The following is a 24,816-nucleotide window of genomic DNA, read 5'->3' as shown; positions in this document are numbered from 1 at the left end:
TTCGTCCGTCTTCGGCCGTCCCCAGTCGCGGCGCCCGGTGCCGCGCGCGGGTCTCGCCACCTGCCGGGCGGACCGGTTCAGCGGGTCGAGATCAGCGATTCGCCCGACACGGGGAAGTCGAAGTAGGTGTCCGGATACGGCTCGGGCTTGTAGGTGTAGTGCCACCACTCCTCGGCGAGGTTGACGAACCCGAGGCGTTCGAGGGTCTCCTTCAGGAGCAGCCGGTTGGCGCGCCGCACGCCCTGGACGCGCGGGTCCAGGGTGTGGGCGAGCGTGTCGAAGCAGTCGAATCCGGTGCCCATGTCCAGGGAGTTGTCCGGAAAGCGCTCCCCCTTGGACGCGTAGCAGGGGACGAGGGGCTGTCCGGGTACGTAAGGCCTGGTGGGCCTCGCGGGCAGTCGGACGATCGTGAGGTCCGTCGTCGAACCGCGGCTGTGTCCGGACTTCTCGGCGATGTATCCGTCCTCGAACAGACGGTTCTTGTCGACCCGCGGATAGAACTCGGGCTTCATCGTCAGGTCGTCGAGGTTCCCGGCCCAGCGGACGAAGTGGTCGACGGCCCTTTGCGGCCGGTAGCAGTCGTACACCTTGAGGGTGTAGCCCCGGCGCAGGAGTCGCGTCTGCGCCTGGTGGAGGGCCTCGGCGGCGGGCCGGGTGAGGAGGCAGACGGGCTGCCGGTAGCCGTCGATCCGTTCGCCCACGAAATTGTGCGGTGTGGAGTAGCGCATCTCCTGGACGATCGTCGGGTCCACGGACCTGAGGGCGACGAAGTCGTCGGGGGCCTTCGGCTCGCTCGTCGCGCGGGCCGTTGCGGAGGCGGCGGTCACGGCCAGCAGGGCGGCGAGTGCGGTCATCAGGCCGCGCACGGTGCCGGGGAGTCGTGTCATGCCCCTTGCGTCTACCAGGTGGGGGCACCGGCGGGGAAGGGACCGCATGCGGCCGGGCCGTGTCGGGCGACCGGTTCGCCGCCGGGCCTCGCCCGCGTCAGGGGCGGAAGGACGGCCGGAACCACCCCCGTGGGCCCCGGCCGCCCCTCCTGTACTTCCGACGCCCGGGAGGTCCGCGTGGTTCTCCGCCGGCGCTGCCCATTTTCCGGCGCCCGTGACACACTTCTGACGTTCCGTCAGATCCATTGCCGTGGAGGGGTCTTGTCGCGTACACGCACACCTGTGGTCGCCGGATGGTTCGCCGGGGACGGGGACCGGTTCCATCTGCTGGGTACGCGCTGCTCGGCGTGCGCCACGGTCTTCTTCCCCCGCGAGGACACCTTCTGCCGCAATCCCGGCTGCGCGGGCGGGGACCTGGCCGAGGTCCCGCTCTCCCGGCGCGGTCGCGTCTGGTCCTACACGGACAGCCGGTACCGGCCGCCGTCACCGTATGTGACCGATCCGGAACTCTCGTGGGAACCCTACGCGTTGATCGCTGTGGAGCTGGAAGCCGAGCGGATCGTCGTACTCGGCCAGACGGTTCCCGGTGTCACCACCGTCGATCTGGCGGTGGGCATGGAGGTGGAGATCGTCCCCGGCGTGCTGAACGAGGACGAGGAGACGACGTGGACGACGTGGCACTGGCGGCCGACGGGGGTGACGGCATGAGGGGCATGCGGGGCATGAGCAGCGTGCGGGGCACGGGGGTGACGGCGTGAGCGGTGAGGTGGCGGTGCTCGGCGCGGGCATGCACCCGTGGGGCAAGTGGGGGCACGGCTTCGTCGAGTACGGGGTCGCGGCGGCCCGCGCGGCGCTGGCCGACGCGGGTGTCGACTGGCGGGACGTCGACTCGGTCGTGGGCGCGGACACCGTGCGCGGAGGCTATCCGGGGCACGTCGCGGGCGCGACCTTCGCGAAGGCGCTGGGCTGGCAGGGAGCGCGGGTGACGAGCGTGTACGCCGCGTGCGCCTCAGGGGCGCAGGCCGTCGGCACCGCGCGGGCGCAGATCCTGTCGGGACTCGCGGACCTCGTGCTCGTGGTGGGCGCGGACGCGGCACCCAAGGGGTTCTTCCGCCCTGCGGGCGGGGACCGGCCGGACGATCCCGACTGGCTGCGGTTCCGTGTGCTCGGGGCGACCAATCCGACGTACTTCGGGCTGTACGCGCGCAGGCGGATGGCCGTGCACGGGGACACCCTGGAGGACTTCGCGCAGGTCAAGGTGAAGAACGCCGCCTCGGGGGCGCTGAACCCGAACGCGCGGTACCGCAAGAGGGTCACCGCCGAGGAGGTGGCCGCCTCCGCGGTCGTCGCCGATCCACTGCGGCTGCTCGACATCTGCGCGACCTCCGACGGCGGCGCGGCCCTGGTGCTGTCGAGCATGGAGTTCGCACGACGGCACGGGACGGCGGACCCGGTGCGGATCCGCGCGGTGTCGACGGTGACACCGCGCTACCCCACCACCGTGCTGGATCTCCCGGACATCGCCACGGACTCCGCGGTCGCGGTCGAGCCCGCGGCGGACACCTTCCGCGCCTCGATCGCGCGGGCGGCCTACGAGGAGGCGGGCATCGGCCCCGGGGACCTGTCACTCGCCGAGGTCTACGACCTGTCCACGGCGCTGGAGTTGCAGTGGTACGAGGATCTCGGGCTGTGCGGGGAGGGGGAGGCGGCGAAGCTGCTGAGGGAGGGAGCCACGGCGCTCGGCGGCCGGACACCGGTCAACGTCAGCGGTGGCCTGGCCTCCTTCGGCGAAGCCGTTCCGGCGCAGGCCATAGCCCAGGTGTGCGAGCTGACCTGGCAGCTGCGGGGCCACGCGGGCGACCGACAGGTCTCCGGAGCGCGCGTGGGGATCACCGCGAACCAGGGGCTGTTCGGGCACGGCTCGTCGGTGGTCGCCGTCCGCTGAGCCGGCGGATCCAGGCACTCTCCGTGACGGCTCGGGAAGCCCGCGTGAACAGCTCGTGAATCGCGCCCGGGGGTGCGCGGACGACGCAAGTATGCTTCCGTGCCCTCCTGGACGGATACTGTCCGCTTCGCCTTCCAGCCGGTCGTCAACCTGACGACCGGAGGGGTCGCGGCGCTGGAGATACTCGCCCGCCCGGAGGCCGGGGACATCCTCGCGCAGGCCCGCCGCGACCCCGAACTCGACGGCCGGCTGGCCGCGTTGGCGATCCGCGCGGCGGCCCGCAAGGAGACCTCGCTGCCGCTGCACCTCAACGTGTTCGCCGGCACCCCGGCCGACCTCGGCGGACTCGCCGCGCTGCGGGAGGCGGTCCGCGCGACCGGACGGCTGCCCTGGGAGGTGACGGTCGACATCGGTCCTCCGTACACGCACGTGCCGCAGCACGCCCTGCTGGAGGCGGTCGCGACGCTGCGCGGCGACGGCTTCCGGATCTGCGCGGACGGGGTCGGCGACGGCGACGTACCGCTGCGTCTGCTCACGGATCTCGCGCCCGAGCTGGTGAAGCTCGACGTGTCACTGCTGGCGCGCCCCACGGCCGTACGGGCGATGCGGACGCTCTGCGAGGGCCTGGGCGCCCTGTTGTCCGTGGAGGGCGTCGAGACGGAGTCCCAGTGCGCGGCCGCGGTGTCGGCGGGCGCCCAGCTGGCGCAGGGTGACCTGTTCGCGCCGCCCGCCCGGCTGCCCGCGGCGGACGTATACGTTCCGGCCCTCTCCCCCGGCGTCGCCCCGGCGCCCCCGTCCGGGCCCTCGGTGCTCCAGTTCGTCCGGCCCGCCGCGCTGCTGCCCGCGACGGCGTCCGCGGGACGGGTGCGCGCCCTGCTCACCGGGTCGCCCGACGTGTCCGGGGTGCTGCTCGTGGACTCCGCCGGGATCCCGGTCCGCTCGGTGCACCGGTCACGTTTCCTGCTGTCGATGTCGGGCCCCTTCGGGCACGCGCTGTACGCCGACCGCCCGGCCGCCAAGCTCGGTGATCCGCCGCGCACGGTCGGGGTGGACGCCACCGCGTGGGAGGTCCTCGACGTGGTGGCGGACGGGGCGCGGGACCGTACGTCCGACGATGTGGCGGTCGTCGACCGTCGCGGGCGGTGCGTGGGGGTCGTACGCCTGGCCGATCTCGTACGAGCCCTCTCCGAGAGCCGGGTCGAGGAGGCCGCGGGCCTCAATCCGTTGACTCGGCTGCCCGGTTCGGACGCGATCACGACGGAGGTGGACCGGCGGATCGCGCACGGCCTCGTGTTCGCCCTCAGCTGGCTCGATGTCGACCACTTCAAACAGGTCAACGACGGAGCCGGGTTCGCGGCCGGTGACGAACTGATCCGCGCGGTCGGGCGGGCCCTGCAGCTCGCGGCGTCCGAGGCCACGAGGGTCGGGCACATCGGCGGCGACGACTTCCTGGTCCTCGCGGACCCCGACACACTCGACCCCCTGGCCAGTTCCGTGCTCGACGCGCCCTGGTCGGCCGGCGGACGGCCCGTCACCCTGTCGCTGGCCACGATCCTGTGCGCACCGGGAAGCGTGAGCGACCACCGGCAGGCGGCGGCCTGTCTGGCGCCGCTGAAGCGGGCGGCGAAGTCGCTGAGCGGGGCGAGCTGGGTGCTGGGGCGTCCGGGGATGCCCGGCTGTGAGGTCCGCCGCGGTTCGGGCGCGGCTCGGGCCCAGGCCGGCTGAGCGGCACGGCGCCGGGCGGCCGTGTCCCCCGCGGGCCGGCACGGCGGCCGGCGACCTGGGGACTCGCGGAGGCACGGCAGCCGTGGGACGGGCGCGGGCACCGGAGCCGAGTGCCGGGTGCGGGAGCCGTGTGACGGGCGGTGCACGGGTGGCGGTCGCCCAGAAACGACCGGACGGGAAGGCCCGTGCCGCGAGCCGATCTTGGCTCGTTCACGGCCCTCAACCGTTCCCGTCACCGACCTTGACGCCCCCTGGGCACCGGTGAACACTTCCCGGTGTCAGTCGGCATCGCCGCATTCGGGCGTCTCCACGCACCGCGCGCCCGGGTTCCCGACCTGTACCGAAGGCCGTCCCCCACGGGCGATTCCACTGCGACGGCACGCTCGTCACGGACGCCGGGCAGGGCGCGGGATCTCCCTGCCCTCGGCTGAAGTAGCCATGGGAAAAGCACCCTGCACGGTGGCCCGGGGCGGTCCGCTCCGGGCGAGGCCTAGGAGCCGCCATGAGCAACGGCGACATATTTGTCGGCGAGTTGATCGGCACTGCGATTCTGATTCTGTTCGGCGCGGGCGTCTGCGCCGCTGTCACACTCGACAAGTCCAAGGCGCGGGGCGCCGGCTGGGTCGTCATCGCCTTCGGGTGGGGATTCGGCGTGCTGGCCGGCGCGTACACCGCCGCACCGCTGTCCGGAGGACAGCTCAATCCGGCCGTGACCATCGGTTTCGCCATCGAGGGCACGACCAAGTGGGAGGACGTGCCCTTCTACGTCCTGGGGCAGTTCGCCGGCGCCGCCGTCGGCGCCACGCTGTGCTGGCTGCTCTACCTCGGCCAGTTCAACCTCAACGCGGACGAGGACAACGCCATCGAGACGCTGGGCATCTTCTCGACCCGGCCCGAGATCGACAACCCGGTCCAGAACCTCATCACCGAGGCCATCGCCACCATCGGCCTGATGCTGCCCGTTCTGGCCATGGCCGGCGGCCACAAGCACGTGGCGGGGATCGGCGACGCGGGACTTCCCGTGCAGCTCATCGCGTTCGTCGTCGTCGGCATCGGCCTCTCGCTGGGCGGACCCACCGGGTACGCCATCAACCCGGCGCGCGACCTGGGACCACGCATCGTCCACGCGCTGCTGCCCATTCCCAACAAGGGCACCTCGCAGTGGAGTTACTCCTGGATCCCGGTGGTCGGCCCGATCGCGGGCGCCGCCATCGGGGCCGCGATCTACAACGCAGCCTTCTGACGAAGGAGACGTCATGACGGACAACGCCGAGAAGTACGTCGCCGCAATCGACCAGGGCACCACATCGAGCCGGTGCATCATCTTCGACCACGGCGGCGCGATCGTCGCCGTCGACCAGCGCGAGCACCGCCAGATCTTCCCCAAGCCGGGGTGGGTGGAACACGACGCCACCGAGATCTGGTCCAAGGTGCAGGCGGTGGTGGCCGGCGCGATCGCCAAGGCCGGCCTGCGCGCCGACCAGCTGAGTGCGCTCGGCATCACCAACCAGCGCGAGACCACCGTCCTGTGGGACCGCGCCACCGGCAAGCCCGTGCACAACGCGATCGTCTGGCAGGACACGCGGACCTCCGCGCTCTGCCACGAACTGGGCGGGCCGGACGGACAGGACCGCTTCCGCGACCAGACGGGCCTGCCGCTGGCCAGCTACTTCTCCGGGCCCAAGGCGGCCTGGCTGCTGGACAACGTGCCGGGCCTGCGCGCGCGTGCCGAACGCGGCGAGATCGCCTTCGGCACCATCGACTCCTGGCTGATCTGGAACCTGACGGGCGGCACGAACGGCGGACGGCACGTCACCGACGTCACCAATGCCGGGCGCACCATGCTGATGAATCTGGAGACCCTCCAGTGGGACCCGTCCATCCTCTCCGCGATGAACGTGCCCGAAGCGGTGCTGCCCGAGATCAGGTCCTCCGCCGAGGTGTACGGCACCGCCGTGGGCCAGCTCGCGGGCGTCCCCGTGGCGTCGGCGCTCGGCGACCAGCAGGCCGCCGTCTTCGGGCAGGCCTGCTACGACGTGGGGACGGCCAAGAACACGTACGGCACGGGCAGTTTCCTGCTGCTCAACACCGGTAACCGGCCCGTCCCGTCGAAGAACGGGCTGCTCACCACGATGGGCTACAAGATCGGCGATGAGGCGCCCGTCTACTGCCTGGAAGGGTCGATCGCGATCACCGGCGCCCTGGTGCAGTGGTTCCGCGACCAGCTCGGCATCATCCGCAGCGCCGACGAGATCGAGTCGCTGGCGGCGAGTGTCGAGGACAACGGCGGCGCCTACATCGTGCCCGCGTTCTCCGGTCTGTTCGCCCCCTACTGGCGCTCCGACGCCCGCGGTGTCGTCACCGGCCTGACCCGGTACGTCACCAAGGCACACCTCGCCCGCGCGGTCCTGGAGGCGACCAGCTGGCAGACCCGGGAGGTCGTGGACGCCATGTTCCAGGACTCAGGGGTCCAGATCACCACCTTGAAGGTGGACGGCGGCATGACCAAGAACAACCTGCTGATGCAGCATCAGGCGGATGTCCTCGGGGTGCCGGTGATCCGCCCGAAGGTCTCCGAGACGACGTGTCTGGGAGCGGCCTACGCGGCCGGGCTCGCCACCGGCGTGTGGAACGACCTCGACGAGCTGAAGTCGCACTGGCAGAAGGACGTCGAGTGGACACCGTCCATGGAGGACTCCGTACGGGACCGCGAGTACCACAACTGGCGCAAGGCGGTGGAGAAGAGCTTCGGCTGGCACACGGACGACGTCGGCTGAGATCGGGGTCCCCGCGCGCGTGGCCCGCGTGAGGCGTGCGCGCGCGTGCCGGACCGCGGCCCGTACCCCGGTCGGCGGGGTACGGGCCGTGTCCACGGCGATGCCCGAGGGTCCTGGTCAGGTCGTGACCGGTTCGCGCCGGCCGGCCGCGGTGGCGATCGCGTGCTGGACGACCTCGACGAGGACCTCCTTGGCCGACTCCCGGTCCCGCGCGTCGCACAGGACGAGCGGCACGTCGTCGTCGAGGTCGAGGGCCTGACGTACCTGCTCGACCGGGTGCCGGGCCACTCCTTCGAAGCAGTTGACGCCCATCACGAACGGTATGGAGCGCCGCTCGAAGTAGTCGACGGCGGCGAAGCAGTCCTCCAGGCGGCGCGTGTCGGCGAGCACGATCGCACCGAGCGCACCGGTGGCCAGTTCGTCCCACAGGAACCAGAAACGGTCCTGTCCGGGTGTCCCGAAGAGGTACAGCACCAGGTCCTCGCGGAGCGTGATGCGGCCGAAGTCCATGGCGACGGTGGTGGTGTTCTTGCCCTCCACACCGCTGATGTCGTCCACGGGCCGGCCCGCCTCGGTGAGCACCTCCTCGGTGCGCAGCGGTTTGATCTCGCTGACCGCGCCGACCAGGGTCGTCTTGCCCACGCCGAAGCCGCCGGCCACCAGGATCTTGAGCGTGACGGGCTCGACCGGGGATGTGCCGCGCTCAGAACGCCCGAAGATCATCGATCTCTACTCCTGCTTGATGGGGGGTCGTGCGGCGGTGGACCGTGGTCGCCACCGCCGGGGGGGGTCGTCGACGAGTACGTCGTCAAAGGTTTCGTCGACGAGTACGTCGCCGGGGCCGGCATCCGTCGTCGCACTTCCGCCAATTCCGGTGGACATGCCGTCGGCGCGCTCCACCCGGCCCGTGCCGAACATCCCGGCTCGCCGCCCGCCGCCCCGCAGGCCGGTTTCCCGCGGGGCCGCGAGAGCGTGGAGACGGTGGCACCCGTGCGGACCCCGTCCACGGACGTGTCCCGGGCGTCACGGCCGTCGGCGCCGAGGAGTTCGCGTACGTCCGCCACCGCCGCGTCGATCGAGCGGGCGAGGCTGTCCGGCAGCGCGTCGTGCGTGAGCGGGCGGCCGCCCTCCGGGCGTCGCGCGGCGATGCCGGTGAAGCTGCCGCCCCGGTCGGCCCAGGACTGCCGGCCAGTCACGTGTGTTCCCCGCTTCCGCCGGCTCAGAGCGCCCGTAGGCCATCGATCACATCGCGCAGGATGCTCTCGTCCGGCAGCTCGGCGGGGGGTACCGGACGCGTCACATGGACCATCTCCTCGTGCACGAGGTCACCGATCAGGACGCGCACCACTCCGACGGGGAGGTCGAGTCCGGCGGCGAGTTCGGCGACCGACTGGGGCGTGCCGCGGCAGAGTTCGACGATGTCCACGTGTTCCGGGGACAGACTGTGGTCCGCTTCGGGGTCGTCCGCCCGGGGTTCGGCGACGACCACGGCGATCAGGTCGAGGCGGTGCTGGGCCGGGCTGGTGGTGCGGCCGCGCGTCATGGCGTAGGGCCGGACCACCGGTCCGGCGTCGTCGTCGAACCAGTGGCTTGTTCCCTGTCCGTCTCCGCTCATGCCATCCCACTACCCGCCCGAGGGCAGATCGGTGCGTGGCGCGGCGGCCAGATGTGCGCCGACCCGCTTCACCAGGAGTGTCATCTCGTAGGCGACCTGCCCCACGTCGGAGTCGGCGTCCGAGAACACGGCGAGACAGCTGCCGTCGCCGGCGGCCGTGACGAAGAGGAAGGCGTTCTCCAGCTCGACGACGGTCTGCCGGACACCGCCCGCCTCGAAGTGCCGTCCGACCCCCTTGGCCAGGGAGTGGAAGCCGGAGGCGACGGCGGCCAGGTGCTCGCTGTCCTCGCGGGTCAGGTCCTTGGACGCCCCGGTGGGCAGGCCGTCGCCGGAGAGCACGATCGCCTTGCGGATACTGGCGACGCGGTCCACCAGATCGTCGAGGAGCCAGTTCAGCTCTCCCGACGCCGTGCCGGTCTCGGTGGGTCCTGTTGTCTTCGGCGCGGTCATCGGCCGTCCCCCTCTGTGGTTCCTGGTGCTGTGCCGTCCTGGGCCTGGTCGCCCACGGCGTTCTCCTCGCGGCCACGCCGCCAGCCGCGCTGGAGCGAGGCCATCCGGTCGCGTACCTCTTCGGCGTCACGATCGGCGGGATCCGGCCCCGGGAGGGGGCCGGTCCCCTCGCGCTCGCCGCGCCGCTCGGGGCCGTCCTTCAACTGCGGGGCGAGATGGGTCTGCCGGACGCGACGGGGCAGGGGGCTGGTTCCCTGTTCGGCCCCTTCGGGCAGGTTGCCGGCGCTCGGGCCGGTCCCGCCCGTGCCGGACGACGGTGAGGAGGTGCGACGGGTGCGTCTCGGGAGCGGGGAGGCCGCCCGGCCGGCGGGGCCGGGCATCTCGGAGCGGGGGCCCGGCAGGCCGGAGCGGGAGTCCGCGCTCTGGGCGCGTTCGCCGTTGCGACGCGCGGAGGTGTCGGGGCGTTCGGTGCGCTCGGTGCGCTCGGTGCGCTCGGTGCGCTCGGTGCGCTCGGTGCGCTCGGTGCGCTCGGTGCGCTCGGTGCGCTCGGTGCGCTCGCCGCTGGAACCTGCCGAGGTGCCGGTGCGTTCGGTGCGCTCGCCGTTGGAACGCGCCGAGGTGCCGGGGCGTTCGGCACGCCGGACGGACGCCGGCTTCGTGCTCTCGCGCTCCGCCGCGCCCGCGATCCCGAGCCGTTCCACCGGTTCCAGACCCTTGGCCGGTTCCGGTGCCCCGGCGGTCCGCTCGTCCGTGTCGCCGCGCCGGGACCGCGTCGTCCGGGTCACGGGACGACCGTGCGAGCTGACGAGTTTGGGGGACCTGCGTCGCGGCAGCGGCACCGGGGCGCCCGGACGGTCCTCACCGGAACGTGGCGTCGCGTCCTGTCCCTCAGGGGCCGGCTGGTGGTGCTCGACCGGTCCACCGGCGATGGAGCGCCGCGGCCCGAACAGACCTCCCTGTTCGATGTCCTCGTCGAGGGCGTCGGAGAATCCGCCGAGGCCGTCGAGCCCCACCGGCGCCTCCAGTTCGACCGGCCCGTCCAGGATCGAGGCGGGCAGACCGGGAAGGCGGACCGGCACCTCGGACAGCGCCGTCTTGCGGTCCGCCTCGACCTTGCCCTCCTTCGAGGGCAGCGCGCGGTCCAGGCGGAAGCCGATGCCGTTGGTGTCCGGGACGTCGTCCGTGAGCAGCGCGTCGGGAAGGAAGACGATGGCGGTCGTGCCGCCGTACGGGGACGGCTGGAGGGAGACGCGGACGTTCTGCCGCTGGGCGAGCCTGCTGACGACGAAGAGACCGAGTCGGTCGGTGTCGGAGAGCTCGAACTCAGGGGTTTCGGCGAGCCGCAGGTTGGCGTCGAGGAGTGCCTCCGCGGCCATGCCGAGGCCGCGGTCGTGGATCTCCAGGGTGAAGCCGTTGGCGACACGCGCGCCGATGACCTGCACGGCCGTGTGCGGGGGCGAGAACACCGTGGCGTTCTCCAGGAGTTCGGCCACGAGGTGCGTGATGTCGGCCACCGCGGGACCGGTGACGGCGACGCGGGGCAGCCGGCGCACCTCGATGCGCTCGTAGTCCTCCACCTCGGCGACGGCGGCGCGGACGATGTCCATGAGCTGGACGGGCTTGCGCCACTGCCGGGAGGGGGCGGCGCCGGAGAGGATGACGAGCCCCTCGGCGTGCCGGCGCATGCGCGTGGTCAGGTGGTCCAGGCGGAACAGGTCGGCGAGTTCGTCGGTGTCCTCGGTCCTGCGTTCCATGGTGTCGAGGAGGGTCAACTGTTTGTGCAGCAGGACCTGGCTGCGGCGGGCGAGGTTGACGAAGACCTCGGAGACACCGTCCCGCAGTTCGGACTGTTTGACGGCGGCCTCGACGGCGGCGCGCTGGAGGGTGTTGAGGGCCTGCCCGACCTCGCCGATCTCGTTCCTGTCGTACTCCAGGCGCGGTGCTTCGGTCTCGACGTCGACCTTTTCGCCCGCCGAGAGCCGGCGCATCACGCTGGGCAGCCGGACGCCGGAGGCCTCGTGGGCCTCCAGGCGCAGCCGGCCCAGGTCGCGGATGAGGCCCCGGCCGATGCGGACGGACATGACGAGCGAGACCAGCAGCGCGACGAGGCCGAGGACGCCCGCGATGGCCGCCTTGACGATGACTCCGGTGGCCACGGGCCGGACCCTGTCGTGGTAGCGGTCGCCCGCCGTGTCGTCGAGGTCGCCGAGTTCGTCGAGCACGTGTCCGGCGGCCCGGTCCCAGCTCTTCGCGGTGACGCCGTGGGGCGATCCGGCCGGCGAGGTGACGACGGCTTGCTCGGCCACACGCAGGGGCGCCGTGTCGGCGTTCTTCCAGTAGCTCTCGTACCGCTCGCTCTCCGTGTGGGGCAGCAGCGGCAGGCTGACGTCGTAGAGCAGCGTGCGCTGGGCCACGAGATCGGAGATGTCGCGGATCTCGCCACCGCTGACGCGGCCCGCGACCAGCGCGGAACCGAGGAGGGCGTCCTCGCGGGAGAGCAGTTCGCGGGCGATGTCGATGTTGACGAGGGCGCGGCGCTGCTTGTCCATCTCCACGTTGTCGACCAGGTGGAGGTTGGAGACCAGGGTGTAGCAGGGGTCGACGAGACGGTTGTAGAGGTCGAGGGCCTGGGCCCGGTTGACCGTGCCCTCCTCGACGGTGCGGCGCAGCGAGTCGATGCCGTCGAAGGCGTCCAGCATGACGGTGACGCGCTCGGCGGTGCCCGCGCCCATCTCGTCGGTCATGCCGTCGCTCTTGGCGTTCGCCCGGACCTTCGCCACGGCCCGGTCGGTGACGGTCCGACTGTGCCGCAGCGCCTTGAGCGCGTCGGAGGCGCGGGGATCGGCGAGATAGACGAGTGTCTGGCGGCGCTCCTGCTGGAGGACGCCGACGGCGTCCTCGGTGGGGTAGCCGATCTTCTCGACGACGTCGGACACGTTGAACAACTGGTTCGCCTCGCGACCGGTGATGACCGTCGCGAAGGCCCAGATACCCGTCAGGGAGAGGAGTGGCACGAGGAGCAGCGCCACGATCTTCCGGCGGATGGACTTCCCGCGAAAGCGCATGGCCTCCCCCAGCTCGGCCCCCTCCGGCCCGGGGGCGCACCTGTGCGTCAACAAACGGCGTGAGCCTACTACTGACTCACAGGTAACTCGAAGGGCTGTCCGGGCGGCCGGACGACGGGAAGGGCGCGGGACGTACGCGGTTCCGGGAACCGTGGATGGGCAGTTGTCCGTCCATTGGGTGAGATTGCCTCCCTGATTCCTGCACGTGTGAGCGAATCCCATCGGACCGGTGGACTTGGTCAGTTGGCCGGATTTTTTCGCTGGTGGGGAATCTTCGGGGCACTCCGTTCGTCTTTCTGTACGGGAGATGGGGGCGGAATCGGCCACAGGGGCCGCATGCCGCGTCCGGGCGGCGTAAAGCAGCGCAAGCCGGGCAGCCACTGGGGAGCAGGTGTCGTATCGGCACCCGTGCGAGAGGTCTGCTGGGCGGTGGGGAGTGACGAGTTGATGGGCACGGCGGAGCGGCACGGGACGTCCGGGAGCGGTGTTGCGGCACCGGTCGCGGGGCGTGGGACCGCACAGGCATCGGATCGCGACATCCCGGTGGACGGGCGCGATCGAGTGGACGGGGGGCGCTCGGCGACGGGCGGATTCGGTGAAGTGAGCGGACAGAGAGTTGCCACGGGCGAGCGGTCGAGTGAGCGGACCGCCGCGCGTCAGGAGCAGGACCCGGTGATCAAGCGGCGGGCGGCCACCCGGGACGGAAGGGCGCACGCCACCGTCGGCGGCGGACACGCCCGCCGTGGCGGGCCCGCCACGGCGCCCCAGGAGCACGAGCACGCGGGCGTGCCGGACGGCGCGACCGACGGGTACGGGCACACGGAGGGGACAGAACCGGCCGCCGGTGCGCAGAGGGCCGCGAGCGGGCGCGGTGCGGCCGTCAGGGGCGTCGCCGCGCACGAAGAGCAGCCGTACTACCGGCCGTTGTGGATCGAGGAGCCCGCGCGCCGTCGGCGGTTGCCCGACCCCGTGCGGACGTCGGCCGTGCGGGCGGTCCTCATCATCGCCGTGACATTGATCCAGGCGGTGACGGCCTTCCTGTCCACGATGGCGGAATCCTGGCTGGCCTTCCCCATGGTCCTGAGCAGCGTGGCCAGCACCGTCGCGGCGACCTGGGCCGTCCTCGACGTCTGGGTCACTCGACAGGTGTGGAACCAGCGCAACGGCGTGGTGTCGGAGCCGAGCAGCACCGCCCGGGCCCTGCGCCGCGAGCGTCGTCGGGCCCGACGGCAGGCGCGCGCCACGGAGCGGGCGCATGAGCGGATACAGAGGCGGGGCGGCGCCGGGCGACTGTCGCACTCCTGAGGCCGAAGCACTGAGGTCCTTGTGGTCGGCGTCGTCCACACCGCGGAGGCCCGCAGTCAGGAGTCGGCTCGTCGCCCGCCGAACACCGGGGCTCGCGCTCCCGGGGTCGCGTCCGGAGTACCGGGCCGGTCCCGGGAGCGCCGGACCACCCGGCGTCCGGCCCGGCGGAGCGCCCCGCGTCCGGAAGTTCACCGGGTCACCGGGTCACCGGGTCACCGGGTCACCGGGTCACCGGGAGATCGTCGTCCGGACGCCGTCAGAGGTTGACGGCGGTGGTCGGCTCCACCGGGTCCTGGTCGTAGGCCAGTTGACGCCGCGCTCTGGTGAAGGGGCGCGGGCGGTCGACGGAGAGCACGGCGGTCGTGCGGCCGTCGCGCTCGTACAGGGCGAGGAGGCCGTCGTCGCCCGGTGCGCCGTCCTCGACGGTGCCCTCGGCGATCCGGACGGCGTCGGCCTGCCGGCGGCGGCCCGCGAACTGGATGCGCGTGCCGTACTGGTCGGACCAGAAGTAGGGCACGGACCGTACGGTCTCGACGGTGTGTCCGGCGAGCAGATTGCCCACCGCGACGCGGGGTTGTTCGGTGGCGGAGGTCCAGTGCTCGGCCCGGGCCCCTCCGACGCGGGCGACGTCGCCGACGGCGACCACTTGGGGCAGGTCGGTGACGCATCCGTCGTCGCACAGGACACCGTCGTGCAGGGCGAGGGCCGAACCGGCCAGCCAGCCGGTGTTGGGGGTGGCGCCGATCCCGACGATCACGACGTCGGCGGGCAGGATCCGGCCGTCGGAGAGTTCCACTCCGGTGACAGGAGGACCCGCCGGGCCCGCCTGGGCGCGCCCGGGATGAGCCGCGTCGACGCTCCGGCTCGCGCCGGCCCCGCTCCCCCGTAGCGCGGCGACCCCGATGCCCGTCACCAGCTCTACGCCGCCGCGCCGGTGCAACGCGGCGCACACGGCGGCCATTTCGGGGCCGAGCGGAGCGACGAGAGGCAGCACGGCGGCCTCGACGACGGTGACGTCATGACCGAGTCCGGCACAGGAGGAAGCCGTCTCGGCGCCGATGAAGCCGCCGCCGATGACGACGACGCGGCGCGGTCCGTGGATGAGTTCCTCGCGCAGGGCGCGGGCGTCGTCGAGGGTGCGCAGGGTGTGCACACCGGCGAGTCCGTCGCCCGGCAGACGGCGCGCCGAGGCACCGGTGGCGATGACCACGCCGTCCGTGGGGACGGTACGGCCGTCGTCGAGGAGGACGGTGCGGCCGCGGGCGTCGAGGCCGCGGGCGCGTACCCCGAGCAGCCACTCGGCGTCGAGTCCGGCTCGCTCCTCGGCGTCGGTCAGGGCGAGTCGGGCCTCGTCGGCCCGGCCGGTGAGGAAGTCCTTGGAGAGGGGAGGCCGGTCGTACGGGGCGTGTGTCTCGGCGCCGACGAGCACCAGGCGACCGTCGAAGCCCTGGGCCCGCAGTTCCCGGGCGGCGTACAGACCGGAGAGCGAGGCACCGACGACGGTCACGGTCCTCATGCGGCGGTGCCCTCCTCCGCGAACAGGTGGACGTGGATGATTCCGTCGTCGACGGTGACGCGGTGGGTGCGGACGGGGCGCCGTGCCGGAAGACATGTCGGCTGCCCCGTGCGGAGATCGAAGGAGGCGGCGTGCAAAGGGCATTCGACCAGACAGCCCTCCAGCCAGCCCTCCGAGAGGGAGGCGTCCTGGTGGGTGCAGGTGTCGTCGATGGCGTAGAGCTCGCCGTCGGCGTTGAACACGGCGACGGGCGGTGTGGTCCCGACACGGACGGACGCGCCCGCGGGGAGGTCGGCAAGGCGGCAGACGGGAATCATGGGCCCCCCTCTCGGTCCGGGACTCTCGGTCCGGGACCTCCTGGTCCAGATGGTCCGGACACCTTTCCGGTTCCGGACGCTTCGGTAACATGATGTTTCGCATGGCGCACGAGGGAGCGCTATGCGCAACAGAATCCGCGCGGGGGTCCCGTCACGTCAAGGGCTTCCCGCAGATGCGGCCCAAACAGGGCTGCCAGGTGGTGAGAGTCGAGCTATGACCCGCACGCAGAAGCAGGCTGAAGACTCCGAGGGGCTTTCCGGGAAGCGGAACGGCAGAGGCGCGGGCAGCGCCGTCCAGTCGGTGGACCGCGCCGTGAGCGTGCTGGAGATCCTCGCCCGGCTCGGCGAGGCCGGTGTCACCGAGATCGCCGAGGAACTGGACGTGCACAAGTCCACCGCCTTCCGCCTCCTCGGCGTCCTGGAGAACCGCGGTCTGGTGGCCCAGGCCAAGGACCGCGGGAAGTACTACCTGGGAGCCGCCGTGCTGCGCCTGGCGGGGGCGGCGGCGGTGCGCCTGGACATCTCCCAGGAGGGCGTCCCGGTCTGCCGCGAACTCGCGGACGAGCTGGGCGAGACGGTCAACATCGCGGTCCTGGACGACGACGCGGCGGTCAACATCATGCAGGCCCGTGGCACCGCGTCGGTCACCGCGCAGAACTGGCTGGGCAGACGCACCCCACTGCACGCCACCTCCAGCGGCAAGGTGCTGCTCGCGCACATGACGCCCACGCTGCGCGAAGGCCTGCTCGCGAGGCCACTGCCGCGCTTCACGGAGCGGACGATCACGGGCCCTTCCACCCTGCGCGCGGAGCTGGAGGCCGTGATCGAGCAGGGCTATGGCATCACCGTCGAGGAGCTGGAGCTCGGCCTCACCGCCGTGGCCGCGCCGGTCCGCGCGCACGACGGCAGGGTGATCGCGGCGATCAGCGTGTCGGGACCGGTCTACCGGCTGAACACCGATCGGCTGCCGGAGCTGTCCAAGCGGACGGTGGCGGCGGGGGCCGAGTTGTCACGGCGCATGGGGTACGGCTTCTGACAGCCGGCCAGGGAGCCGGCGGGACGACCCCAACGACGGGTTCGGCACGGACGGAGTCCGGCCCGGGCAGGGTCCGGCCGGGCAGGGTCCGGCCGGGCAGGGGCAATGGCCGGTTCCGGCGCGGCCCTTCACGCCGGCGCCGCTCTTGGCGCCGGCGTGGCACTTGGCGCCGGCGTGGCACTTGGCGCCGGCGCGACCCGGACAGGGCCCGTGCCGCGCCGGATCGGGCGGAGTCGGGACCGCACCACAACGCGGGGCCCCGGAGGATCCGGGGCCCCGCTCCCGTATGTGTCGGTCAGGTTTCGGGCGCGCCGTTCCTTTTGCCAAGGGTTAACTCCCACCTCTTGACGGCTCGCTGACGGCGTTCTCAAGATGTTCCTCATCGCGCAACCCATAGTGCAATGCGCAACAGCAGAGGAGCTTGTCGTGCCACACGAGGTCCGTGCCGTAGTCGCTGTCGAGAAGGGCGCACCGGTGGAGGTGCGGACCGTCGTCGTCCCCGATCCGGGCCCCGGCGAGGTGCTCGTCGACGTCCAGGCCTGCGGGGTCTGCCACACGGATCTGCACTACCGGGAGGGCGCGGTCGGCGACGGCTTCCCCTTCCTCCTCGGCCATGAGGCGGCCGGCACGATCGAGGCGGTCGGCGAGGGCGTCACCGACCTGGTCCCCGGCGACTATGTCGTCCTCGCCTGGCGGGCACCCTGCGGAACCTGTCGCTCCTGCCGCCGTGGCCGCCCCTGGTACTGCTTCGACTCCCGCAATGCCACCCAGCCCGTGACGCTCCTCGACGGCACCCCGCTCAGCAACGCCCTCGGCATCGGCGCCTTCGCCGAGAAGACGCTGGTGGCGGCGGGGCAGGCGGTGAAGATCGACCCGGCCGCCCGCCCGGAGGCCGCGGGCCTGATCGGCTGCGGCGTGATGGCGGGATACGGCGCCGCGGTCAACACCGGCAACGTGGGCCGCGGAGACACCGTCGCCGTCATCGGATGTGGTGGTGTCGGCAACGCGGCGATCGCCGGCGCCTGTCTCAACGGCGCCATGAAGGTCATCGCGATCGACATCGACGACAAGAAGCTCGACCAGGCGGAGAAGTTCGGCGCGACCCACACGGTGAACTCGCGCGGCACGGACCCGGTCGAGGCCGTACGGGCCCTCACGGACGGTTTCGGAGTCGACATCGCCATCGACGCGGTGGGCCACCCGGAGACGTACAGACAGGCCTTCTACATGCGCGACCACGCCGGGGTGCTCGTCCAGGTCGGCGTCCCCGATCCCGAGATGAGGATCGACCTTCCGCTGATCGACCTGTTCTCGCGCGGCGGCGCCCTGAAGTCGTCCTGGTACGGGGACTGCCTGCCGAGCCGGGACTTCCCGTACCTCGTCGACCAGTACCTGTACGGGCTGCTGGACCTCAACGCGTTCGTCTCCGAGACCATCGGGCTCGACCAGGTGGAGGAGGCGTTCGCGAAGATGCGGCGCGGTGAGGTGCTGCGCTCGGTGGTGGTCCTGTGACCGCCGCGACCACCGGGTCCCGCGCACCGGACGACGCGACGGCCCCCTTCTCCCGCGACCGCCTCTCCCGCGAACGGCCCGCCCGCCGCGCGCCCGCACACGGCCGGCGACTCACGCCGCCCGCCCGCGGCGCATACCCTCACGACGCCACCGCCACCGCCACCGCCACCGCCACCGCAGCCACCCGGCGCTCCGGCCTCCCCACCCGCTAGGACTCACCGGCTTGCCGGACCACGCCCGCTCCCGGCTCCCCGGTCCACGCGCCCGCTCCACCGGGGCGCTCCGGCCCGCACCCCCAGCGCGTTCGCTCCCCACCCCGCCAAGGAGGGGCATGTCCAGCACGCCCGCAACCCGTCCCCGCGTCGTCGTCATCGGCGCCGGCATCGTCGGCTGTTCCCTCGCCGACGAGCTGACCGCCCGTGGCTGGACCGACGTCACCGTCCTCGAACAGGGGCCGCTGCCCGCCCCGGGCGGCTCCACCTCGCACGCCCCGGGCCTGGTGTTCCAGACCAGCCCGTCCAGGACCCTCACGGCGTTCGCCCGCTACACCGTGGAGAAGTTCTCCTCCCTCCGGGTCGACGGCGTCCCCTGTTTCGACCCGGTCGGCGGTCTGGAGCTCGCGACCACCCCCGAGCGCCTCGCCGACCTGCACCGCAGGGCCGGTTACGCCGCCGCCTGGGGCGTCCGCGGTGAGATCGTCAGCGCCGCGCGCTGCGGGGAACTGTGGCCGCTCATCGACCGGTCGGCGGTGCTCGGAGGTTTCCACACCCCCGACGACGGACTGGCCCGCGCGCTGCTCGCGGCCCGCGCCCAGATGGAGCGCGCCACTCGGCGGGGCGCGCGCTTCCTGGACCGTCACACCGTCGTCGGCATCGAACGGGAGGAGGGCACGGGCACCGCCGACAGGGTCACCGCCGTCGTCACCGACCGGGGCACCTTCCCCGCCGACCATGTCGTCTCGGCGGCCGGATTCTGGGGACCGGTCGTCGGACGCATGGCCGGTGTCGACGTACCCCTGCAGCCGCTCGCACACCAGTACGCGAAGACCAGGCGGCTCCCCGAGCTGGCAGGGGCCACCGCCGAGGCGTCGAGGCCCATCCTCCGCTTCCAGGACCGCGACCTCTACTTCCGTGAGCACACCGACCGCATCGGCATCGGCAGTTACGCCCACCAGCCGCTGCCCGTCGACCCGTTCGGCGTGCTCCCCTACGACGAGGCGCGCGCGAACGGCAGGGCGATGCCGTCCTCGTACCCCTTCACCGCGGAGGACTGGGCGCCGAGCTGGGAGGACTGCCGCCTGCTGCTTCCCGCCCTGCGCGGCACGGAGATCGAGGAGGGCTTCAACGGCGTCTTCTCCTTCACCCCGGACGGCATGCCGGTGCTCGGCGAGTCGCGCGCCCTGCGCGGTTTCTGGCTGGCCGAGGCCGTCTGGGTCACCCACTCCGCCGGGGTGGCGAAAGCCGTCGCCGAGTGGATGGTCGACGGTCGTGCCTCCCTCGACCTGCACGAATGCGACCTGACACGCTTCGAGGACGCGCAGCGCTCACCGTCGTACGTCCGTGAGCGCGGTGCGCGGCAGTTCGTCGAGGTGTACGACGTCCTGCACCCGCTCCAGCCGATGGAGGACCCCCGCCCCCTGCGCGTCAGCCCGTTCCACGCGAGGCAGCGGGAGCTCGGCGCCCGCTTCCTGGAGGGCGGCGGCTGGGAGCGCCCGCACTGGTACGAGGCGAACGCTCCCCTGCTGGAAGGTCTGGAACTCCCCGCGCGGGACGCCTGGTCGTCCCGCTACTGGTCGCCGATCGCGGCGGCCGAGGCGAAGGCGACCCGTGAGAGGGTCGCGCTGTACGACATGACCCCGCTGCGCCGCCTCGAAGTCACCGGCGCCGGTGCCCTGGACTTCCTGCAGCATATGACCAGCAACAACCTCCGCAAGAAGCCCGGCGCGGTCACGTACACCCTGCTCCTCGACGAGACGGGCGGCATACGCTCCGACCTCACCGTGGCGCGTCTCGCCCGCGACCGCTTCCAGGTGGGCGCCAACTCCCCCGCCGACCTGGACCGGCTGGCCCGGCACGCCCCCGGTGACGTGCGGGTCCGGGACATCACCTCCGGCACCTGCTGCGTCGGCGTCTGGGGCCCGCTCGCCAGGGATCTCGTCCAGCCGCTGACCCGCGACGACTTCTCGCACGAGGGTTTCGGCTACTTCCGCGCGAAGGAGACGTACGTGGGGCACGTCCCCGTGACGGCGATGCGGTTGTCGTACGTCGGTGAGCTGGGCTGGGAGCTGTACACCACCGCCGATCTGGGGCTCAGGCTCTGGGACACCCTGTGGGAGGCGGGGCAGCCGCACGGCGTGGTCGCGGCCGGCCGGTCGGCCTTCAACAGCCTCCGCCTGGAGAAGGGTTACCGCGCCTGGGGCACCGACATGACCGACGAGCACAACCCGTTCGAGGCGGGCGTCGGCTTCGCGGTCCGTATGGACAAGGACGGTTTCGTCGGCCAGGAGGCGTTGCGGGACCTCGCGGCGGCGGAACCGGCCCGCAGGCTGACCGCGCTGCTCCTGGACGACCCGGCCTCCGTCGTGCTCGGCAAGGAGCCCGTCCACGTCGACGGCGCCCCGGCGGGGTACGTGACCAGCGCCTCGTACGGCTACACGCTGGGTCGTTGTGTCGCCTACGCCTGGCTGCCGGCGCTCCCGGCCGGCACCGGCGTGCACATCGGGTACTTCGGCGAGCGGATCCCGGCCACCGTCGCCGACGAGCCGCTCTTCGACCCGAAGATGACCCGCATCCGCCGCTGAGAAGCCCGCGCCCGCCCAGACACGCCCAGGAGGTCCCCGTGTCCCCCACCTACGACGTGATCGTGATCGGTCTCGGCGGCATGGGCAGCGCCGCCGCCCACCATCTGTCGGCACGCGGCGCCCGCGTGCTCGGCCTGGAGAGGTTCGGCCCCGTCCACAACCGCGGCTCCAGCCACGGCGGTTCGCGGATCACCCGGCAGTCCTACTTCGAGGACCCGGCGTACGTGCCCCTGCTGCTGCGCTCCTACGAGCTGTACGAGGAGCTGGAACGGGCGACGGGCCGGGAGATCGCCACCCTCTGCGGCGGTGTGATGATCGGCCGTCCCGACTCGCGGACGGTCTCCGGTTCGCTGCTCTCCGCCGAGCGCTGGGACCTGCCCCACGAGATGCTGGACGCCCCCGAGATCCGCCGCCGCTTCCCGACTCTCAGCCCGGACGACGACGAGGTCGCGCTGTACGAGGCACGGGCCGGGTTCGTCCGCCCCGAGAACACCGTCGCCGCGCACCTCCAGCTCGCCACCCGGCAGGGGGCCGACCTGCACTTCGAGGAACCGATGACGCGCTGGGAGCCCTACCGGGACGGAGTGCGCGTCCACACCGCCGAGAACACCTACACCGCGGGCCGGCTGGTGATCTGCCCGGGCGCCTGGGCGCCGCGGCTGCTGACCGACCTCGGGGTGCCGTTCACCATCGAGCGGCAGGTCATGTACTGGTTCCAGCCGAAGGGCGGGGTCGGGCCCTTCCTGCCCGGGGACCATCCCATCTACATCTGGGAGGATGCCGCCGGTGTCCAGGCGTACGGCTTCCCCGCGATCGACGGGCCGGAACTGGGCGCCAAGGTCGCCTTCTTCCGCAAGGGGGCCGTGACCACCCCGGAGACCATCGACCGGACGGTCCACCAGGACGAGATCCAGGCCATGGCGGACCACATGTCCCGCCACGTCCCCGACCTGCCCGGCGCCTTCCTCAAGGCCGCCACCTGCATGTACTCCAACACCCCCGACGAGCACTTCGTCATCGCCCGCCATCCGGCGCACCCTCAGACCGTGACCGTGGCCTGCGGGTTCTCCGGGCACGGCTTCAAGTTCGTGCCGGTCGTCGGCGAGATCCTCGCCGACCTCGCGCTGACCGGTGCCACCGATCACCCGATCGGATTGTTCGACCCCCACCGCCTCGCCGCCGCGCCCGCCCGAGGAGTACGCACGTGACGACGATCCCCGCCTCCCGGTCCCCCCTCTCCCCCAGCCTGATCGCCACCCTGCCCGGCCGCTACTACACCGACCCGGAGATCTTCCGGCGGGAACAGGAATCCCTGTTCGAGTCGATGTGGTTCTGCGCTGTCCGCTCGGCGGATCTGGCGCGGCCCGGCGCCTTCCGCACCGTGCAGGTCGGCCGGGAGAGCGTCCTGGTCACCCGCTCACGGACCGGTGAACTGCGCGCCTTCCTCAACGTCTGCCGGCATCGCGGGGCCCGGCTGTGCACGCAGGAGTCGGGCGAGGTCCGCCGCAATCTCCAGTGCCCGTACCACGCGTGGACCTACGGCCTCGACGGGAAGCTGGTCGCCGCGCCGAATCTGGTCAAGATGCCGGACGTCGACCGCGTCGCGTACGGCCTGATCGGGGTCGCGCTGCGCGAGTGGCTCGGCTACGCCTGGGTCTGCCTGGCCGACGAGCCGCCCTCCTTCGAGGAGACGGTGCTGGGCGCGGCCGTGGAGCGGCTGGGCGACGCGGCCGCGATCGAGCACTACGGCACCGAGGGGCTGGCGCTCGGCAGGCGCGTCAGGTACGACGTGAGGGCGAACTGGAAGCTGATCGTCGAGAACTTCATGGAGTGCTACCACTGCGCCACGATCCACCCCGAGCTCACCGAAGTGCTCCCCGAGTTCGCCGAGGGGTACGCCGCCCAGTACTACGTCGGGCACGGCGCCGAGTTCGGCGAGGGCGTCCGGGGGTTCACCGTCGACGGCGGTGAGGGCTTCGGCCGGCTACCGGACATAGCGGACGAGCAGGACCGCCGGTACTACGCGATCACGGTGAAACCGACGGTCTTCATCAATCTGGTCCCCGACCATGTCATCCTGCACCGCATGTTCCCGCTCGCCGAGGACCGCACGGTCGTCGAGTGCGACTGGCTCTACGCGCCGGAGGTCGTGGAGTCCGGCGCCGACGTGTCCAGGTCGGTCGAGCTCTTCCACCGGGTCAACGAACAGGATTTCGAGGCCTGCGAACGTACACAGCCGTCCATGGCGTCGCGTGCGTACCGGAACGGTGGTGTCCTGGTGCCCACCGAGCATCACATCGGGATCTTCCACGAGTGGCTGATCCGGCGATTGGGAGGCCCCCGTGCCTGACCTGTTCATCGACGGTACCTGGCGGGGCGCTCTCGACGAGCGCACCCGTGAGATCCGCTGCCCCGCCGACGGCTCCCTGGTGGGGGTCGTCGACGAGGCGGGCGGCAAGGACACGGTCGAGGCGATCGCCGCGGCGCGCCGTGCCTTCGACGAGGGTCCGTGGCCCTCGACCCCGGCGGCGGACCGCGGCGACCTGCTGCTGCGCGTCGCCGACCTCCTCGTACGGGACAAGGACGCGCTCGCCCGCGCCGAGTCGCGCGACACCGGCAAACGGCTCGTCGAGAGCGAGTACGACATCGACGACATCGCCAACTGCTTCCGCTACTTCGGCCGGGCCGCCTCCGCCGAGACGGGCCGGGTCGTGGACACGGGTACGGCGAGCGTCGACAGCCGGGTCGTGTACGAGCCCATCGGCGTCTGCGCGCTGATCACGCCGTGGAACTATCCCCTGCTGCAGACGGCCTGGAAGGTCGCTCCGGCGCTCGCCGCGGGCAACACCTTCGTGCTCAAGCCGAGCGAACTCACCCCGCACACGGCCATCCATCTGATGCGGCTCCTCGAAGAGGCCGGGCTGCCGGCCGGAGCGGCCAACCTCGTGCTGGGCGCGGGACCCGAGGCGGGCGCGCCGCTCGCCGACCATCCCGACGTGGACCTCGTCTCCTTCACCGGCGGCCTGCACACCGGGCGGAGGCTGATGGCCGCGGCGGCCGGGACGGTGAAGAAGGTCGCCCTGGAGCTGGGCGGCAAGAACCCCAACATCGTCTTCGCCGACGCCGACTTCGAGACCGCGGTCGACCTGGCACTGACCGCGGTCTTCCTCCACTCCGGGCAGGTCTGCTCGGCCGGGGCCCGGCTGCTGGTCCAGGACTCGCTGCACGACCGGTTCGTCGACGAGCTCGTCCGCCGGGCCGAGCTCATCCGGCTCGGCGGGCCGTTCGACGAGCAGGCGCAGACCGGGCCGCTGGTCTCGGCGGCGCACCGGGCCAAGGTCGAGGCGTACGTCGAGCGGGGCGTCGCGGAGGGCGCGGTGCTGCGCTCCGGCGGCAGGCGTCCCGAGGGACTCGACGAGGGGTTCTACTATCTGCCCACCGTGCTGGACGAATGCACCGGCGACATGTCCGTGGTCCAGGACGAGTCCTTCGGCCCGGTGCTGACCGTGGAACGTTTCCGCGACGAGGCGGACGCCGTGCGGCTCGCCAACGACACGATCTACGGCCTGGCGGGCGCCGTGTTCACCACGGACGGGGCCAAGGCCCAGCGGGTGGCGGCGCGGCTGCGGCTCGGCACCGTCTGGATCAACGACTACCACCCCTATGTCCCGCAGGCAGAATGGGGCGGTTTCAAGCAGTCCGGTTCCGGGCGGGAGCTCGGACCGGCCGGCCTCGCCGAGTACCGCGAGGCGAAGCACATCTGGCGCAACACCGACCCGTCCCCACAGGGCTGGTTCGCGTGAACCCCGGTGATCCCAGGTCTTCCCCGACAATTTCCGACAATTCCTGGTGATCCCCCGTCATCC

The 24,816-nt window shown here is 72.0% G+C and carries 19 protein-coding genes; 12 read left to right on the top strand and 7 right to left on the bottom strand.

What is annotated here, in order from left to right; all coding sequences use genetic code 11:
- Positions 1 to 77 precede the first annotated feature (77 nt).
- Positions 78 to 887, bottom strand: a complete 810-nt coding sequence (locus GFH48_RS33160) for a M15 family metallopeptidase (RefSeq protein ID WP_153291768.1) — start codon at positions 885 to 887, stop codon at positions 78 to 80.
- 282 nt (positions 888 to 1,169) lie between these two features.
- Here GFH48_RS33160 and GFH48_RS33155 point away from each other — a divergent pair, with 282 nt between their 5' ends.
- The 5 genes from GFH48_RS33155 to glpK all read left to right on the top strand — a co-directional run bounded on the left by GFH48_RS33155 (position 1,170) and on the right by glpK (position 7,334).
- A complete protein-coding gene (locus tag GFH48_RS33155) occupies positions 1,170 to 1,595 on the top strand; it encodes a Zn-ribbon domain-containing OB-fold protein (protein ID WP_153293225.1) in 426 nt (141 codons plus the stop codon).
- Positions 1,596 to 1,641: 46 nt separating this feature from the next.
- Positions 1,642 to 2,832 (top strand): lipid-transfer protein, encoded by a 1,191-nt coding sequence (locus GFH48_RS33150; protein WP_153291767.1) that lies wholly within the window; start codon positions 1,642 to 1,644, stop codon positions 2,830 to 2,832.
- Between the two features lie 99 nt (positions 2,833 to 2,931).
- A complete protein-coding gene (locus GFH48_RS33145) occupies positions 2,932 to 4,557 on the top strand; it encodes a GGDEF domain-containing protein (RefSeq protein ID WP_153291766.1) in 1,626 nt (541 codons plus the stop codon).
- Positions 4,558 to 5,059: 502 nt separating this feature from the next.
- On the top strand, positions 5,060 to 5,800 hold the full coding sequence (locus tag GFH48_RS33140) for an MIP/aquaporin family protein (RefSeq protein ID WP_153291765.1): 741 nt from the start codon (positions 5,060 to 5,062) through the stop codon (positions 5,798 to 5,800).
- A 13-nt stretch (positions 5,801 to 5,813) separates the two neighbouring features.
- A complete protein-coding gene (gene glpK, locus GFH48_RS33135; protein ID WP_153291764.1) occupies positions 5,814 to 7,334 on the top strand; it encodes a glycerol kinase GlpK in 1,521 nt (506 codons plus the stop codon).
- Positions 7,335 to 7,451: 117 nt separating this feature from the next.
- Here the strand turns inward: glpK and GFH48_RS33130 are convergent, their stop codons facing one another.
- From GFH48_RS33130 to GFH48_RS33115, 4 genes are all read right to left on the bottom strand, one after another.
- A complete protein-coding gene (locus GFH48_RS33130; protein WP_153291763.1) occupies positions 7,452 to 8,057 on the bottom strand; it encodes a GTP-binding protein in 606 nt (201 codons plus the stop codon).
- Positions 8,058 to 8,553: 496 nt separating this feature from the next.
- A complete protein-coding gene (locus GFH48_RS33125) occupies positions 8,554 to 8,949 on the bottom strand; it encodes a DUF742 domain-containing protein (protein WP_153291762.1) in 396 nt (131 codons plus the stop codon).
- Between the two features lie 9 nt (positions 8,950 to 8,958).
- Entirely contained in the window at positions 8,959 to 9,399 is a 441-nt protein-coding gene (locus GFH48_RS33120; protein ID WP_153291761.1) for a roadblock/LC7 domain-containing protein, read from the bottom strand.
- Positions 9,396 to 12,464 carry a sensor histidine kinase gene (locus tag GFH48_RS33115; RefSeq protein WP_153291760.1) on the bottom strand — a complete coding sequence of 1,023 codons (3,069 nt, stop codon included), beginning with the start codon at positions 12,462 to 12,464 and terminating at the stop codon, positions 9,396 to 9,398. The genes GFH48_RS33120 and GFH48_RS33115 overlap by 4 nt, the downstream gene beginning before the upstream one ends.
- A gap of 786 nt (positions 12,465 to 13,250) precedes the next feature.
- Here GFH48_RS33115 and GFH48_RS39480 point away from each other — a divergent pair.
- Entirely contained in the window at positions 13,251 to 13,769 is a 519-nt protein-coding gene (locus GFH48_RS39480) for a hypothetical protein (RefSeq protein ID WP_381921771.1), read from the top strand.
- A 256-nt stretch (positions 13,770 to 14,025) separates the two neighbouring features.
- Here the strand turns inward: GFH48_RS39480 and GFH48_RS33105 are convergent, their stop codons facing one another.
- Both GFH48_RS33105 and GFH48_RS33100 read right to left on the bottom strand, forming a co-directional pair.
- Positions 14,026 to 15,285 carry an NAD(P)/FAD-dependent oxidoreductase gene (locus GFH48_RS33105; RefSeq protein WP_194280742.1) on the bottom strand — a complete coding sequence of 420 codons (1,260 nt, stop codon included), beginning with the start codon at positions 15,283 to 15,285 and terminating at the stop codon, positions 14,026 to 14,028.
- Complete coding sequence (locus GFH48_RS33100) at positions 15,282 to 15,602, bottom strand: bifunctional 3-phenylpropionate/cinnamic acid dioxygenase ferredoxin subunit (protein WP_153291759.1); 321 nt, start codon at positions 15,600 to 15,602, stop codon at positions 15,282 to 15,284. The genes GFH48_RS33105 and GFH48_RS33100 overlap by 4 nt, the downstream gene beginning before the upstream one ends.
- Before the next feature lie 214 nt (positions 15,603 to 15,816).
- On the opposite strand from GFH48_RS33100, the gene GFH48_RS33095 reads away from it, so the two are divergent.
- The 6 genes from GFH48_RS33095 to GFH48_RS33070 all read left to right on the top strand — a co-directional run bounded on the left by GFH48_RS33095 (position 15,817) and on the right by GFH48_RS33070 (position 24,753).
- A complete protein-coding gene (locus tag GFH48_RS33095) occupies positions 15,817 to 16,638 on the top strand; it encodes an IclR family transcriptional regulator (protein WP_228121059.1) in 822 nt (273 codons plus the stop codon).
- Between the two features lie 426 nt (positions 16,639 to 17,064).
- A complete protein-coding gene (locus GFH48_RS33090; RefSeq protein ID WP_153291758.1) occupies positions 17,065 to 18,150 on the top strand; it encodes an S-(hydroxymethyl)mycothiol dehydrogenase in 1,086 nt (361 codons plus the stop codon).
- Between the two features lie 331 nt (positions 18,151 to 18,481).
- The gene (locus GFH48_RS33085) at positions 18,482 to 20,950 is read left to right on the top strand and encodes a GcvT family protein (RefSeq protein ID WP_153291757.1); all 2,469 of its coding nucleotides are present in this window, start codon (positions 18,482 to 18,484) and stop codon (positions 20,948 to 20,950) included.
- A 38-nt stretch (positions 20,951 to 20,988) separates the two neighbouring features.
- Positions 20,989 to 22,158, top strand: coding sequence for an N-methyl-L-tryptophan oxidase (gene solA, locus GFH48_RS33080; protein ID WP_153291756.1), 1,170 nt, complete (start codon positions 20,989 to 20,991; stop codon positions 22,156 to 22,158).
- The gene (locus GFH48_RS33075; protein ID WP_153291755.1) at positions 22,155 to 23,300 is read left to right on the top strand and encodes an aromatic ring-hydroxylating oxygenase subunit alpha; all 1,146 of its coding nucleotides are present in this window, start codon (positions 22,155 to 22,157) and stop codon (positions 23,298 to 23,300) included. The genes solA and GFH48_RS33075 overlap by 4 nt, the downstream gene beginning before the upstream one ends.
- Positions 23,293 to 24,753, top strand: a complete 1,461-nt coding sequence (locus tag GFH48_RS33070) for an aldehyde dehydrogenase family protein (protein WP_153291754.1) — start codon at positions 23,293 to 23,295, stop codon at positions 24,751 to 24,753. Before GFH48_RS33075 ends, GFH48_RS33070 begins: the two co-directional genes overlap by 8 nt.
- The last annotated feature ends 63 nt before the right edge of the window (positions 24,754 to 24,816 follow it).

The organism is Streptomyces fagopyri (assembly GCF_009498275.1).
Lineage (GTDB): Bacteria > Actinomycetota > Actinomycetes > Streptomycetales > Streptomycetaceae > Streptomyces > Streptomyces fagopyri.
The sequence above is the reverse complement of the archived record's forward strand: the minus strand, read 5'-3'. Positions and strand labels throughout refer to the sequence as shown.

What these genes read in the sequence shown, in the direction of transcription:
- GFH48_RS33125 (WP_153291762.1), bottom strand. Translation starts at nt 8,949, where the DNA reads ATGAGCGGAGACGGACAGGGAACAAGCCACTGGTTCGACGACGACGCC.
- GFH48_RS33105 (WP_194280742.1), bottom strand. Translation starts at nt 15,285, where the DNA reads ATGAGGACCGTGACCGTCGTCGGTGCCTCGCTCTCCGGTCTGTACGCC.
- GFH48_RS33120 (WP_153291761.1), bottom strand. Translation starts at nt 9,399, where the DNA reads ATGACCGCGCCGAAGACAACAGGACCCACCGAGACCGGCACGGCGTCG.
- GFH48_RS33140 (WP_153291765.1), top strand. Translation starts at nt 5,060, where the DNA reads ATGAGCAACGGCGACATATTTGTCGGCGAGTTGATCGGCACTGCGATT.
- GFH48_RS33095 (WP_228121059.1), top strand. Translation starts at nt 15,817, where the DNA reads ATGACCCGCACGCAGAAGCAGGCTGAAGACTCCGAGGGGCTTTCCGGG.
- glpK (WP_153291764.1), top strand. Translation starts at nt 5,814, where the DNA reads ATGACGGACAACGCCGAGAAGTACGTCGCCGCAATCGACCAGGGCACC.
- GFH48_RS33130 (WP_153291763.1), bottom strand. Translation starts at nt 8,057, where the DNA reads ATGATCTTCGGGCGTTCTGAGCGCGGCACATCCCCGGTCGAGCCCGTC.
- GFH48_RS33115 (WP_153291760.1), bottom strand. Translation starts at nt 12,464, where the DNA reads ATGCGCTTTCGCGGGAAGTCCATCCGCCGGAAGATCGTGGCGCTGCTC.
- GFH48_RS33085 (WP_153291757.1), top strand. Translation starts at nt 18,482, where the DNA reads ATGTCCAGCACGCCCGCAACCCGTCCCCGCGTCGTCGTCATCGGCGCC.
- GFH48_RS33100 (WP_153291759.1), bottom strand. Translation starts at nt 15,602, where the DNA reads ATGATTCCCGTCTGCCGCCTTGCCGACCTCCCCGCGGGCGCGTCCGTC.
- GFH48_RS33160 (WP_153291768.1), bottom strand. Translation starts at nt 887, where the DNA reads ATGACACGACTCCCCGGCACCGTGCGCGGCCTGATGACCGCACTCGCC.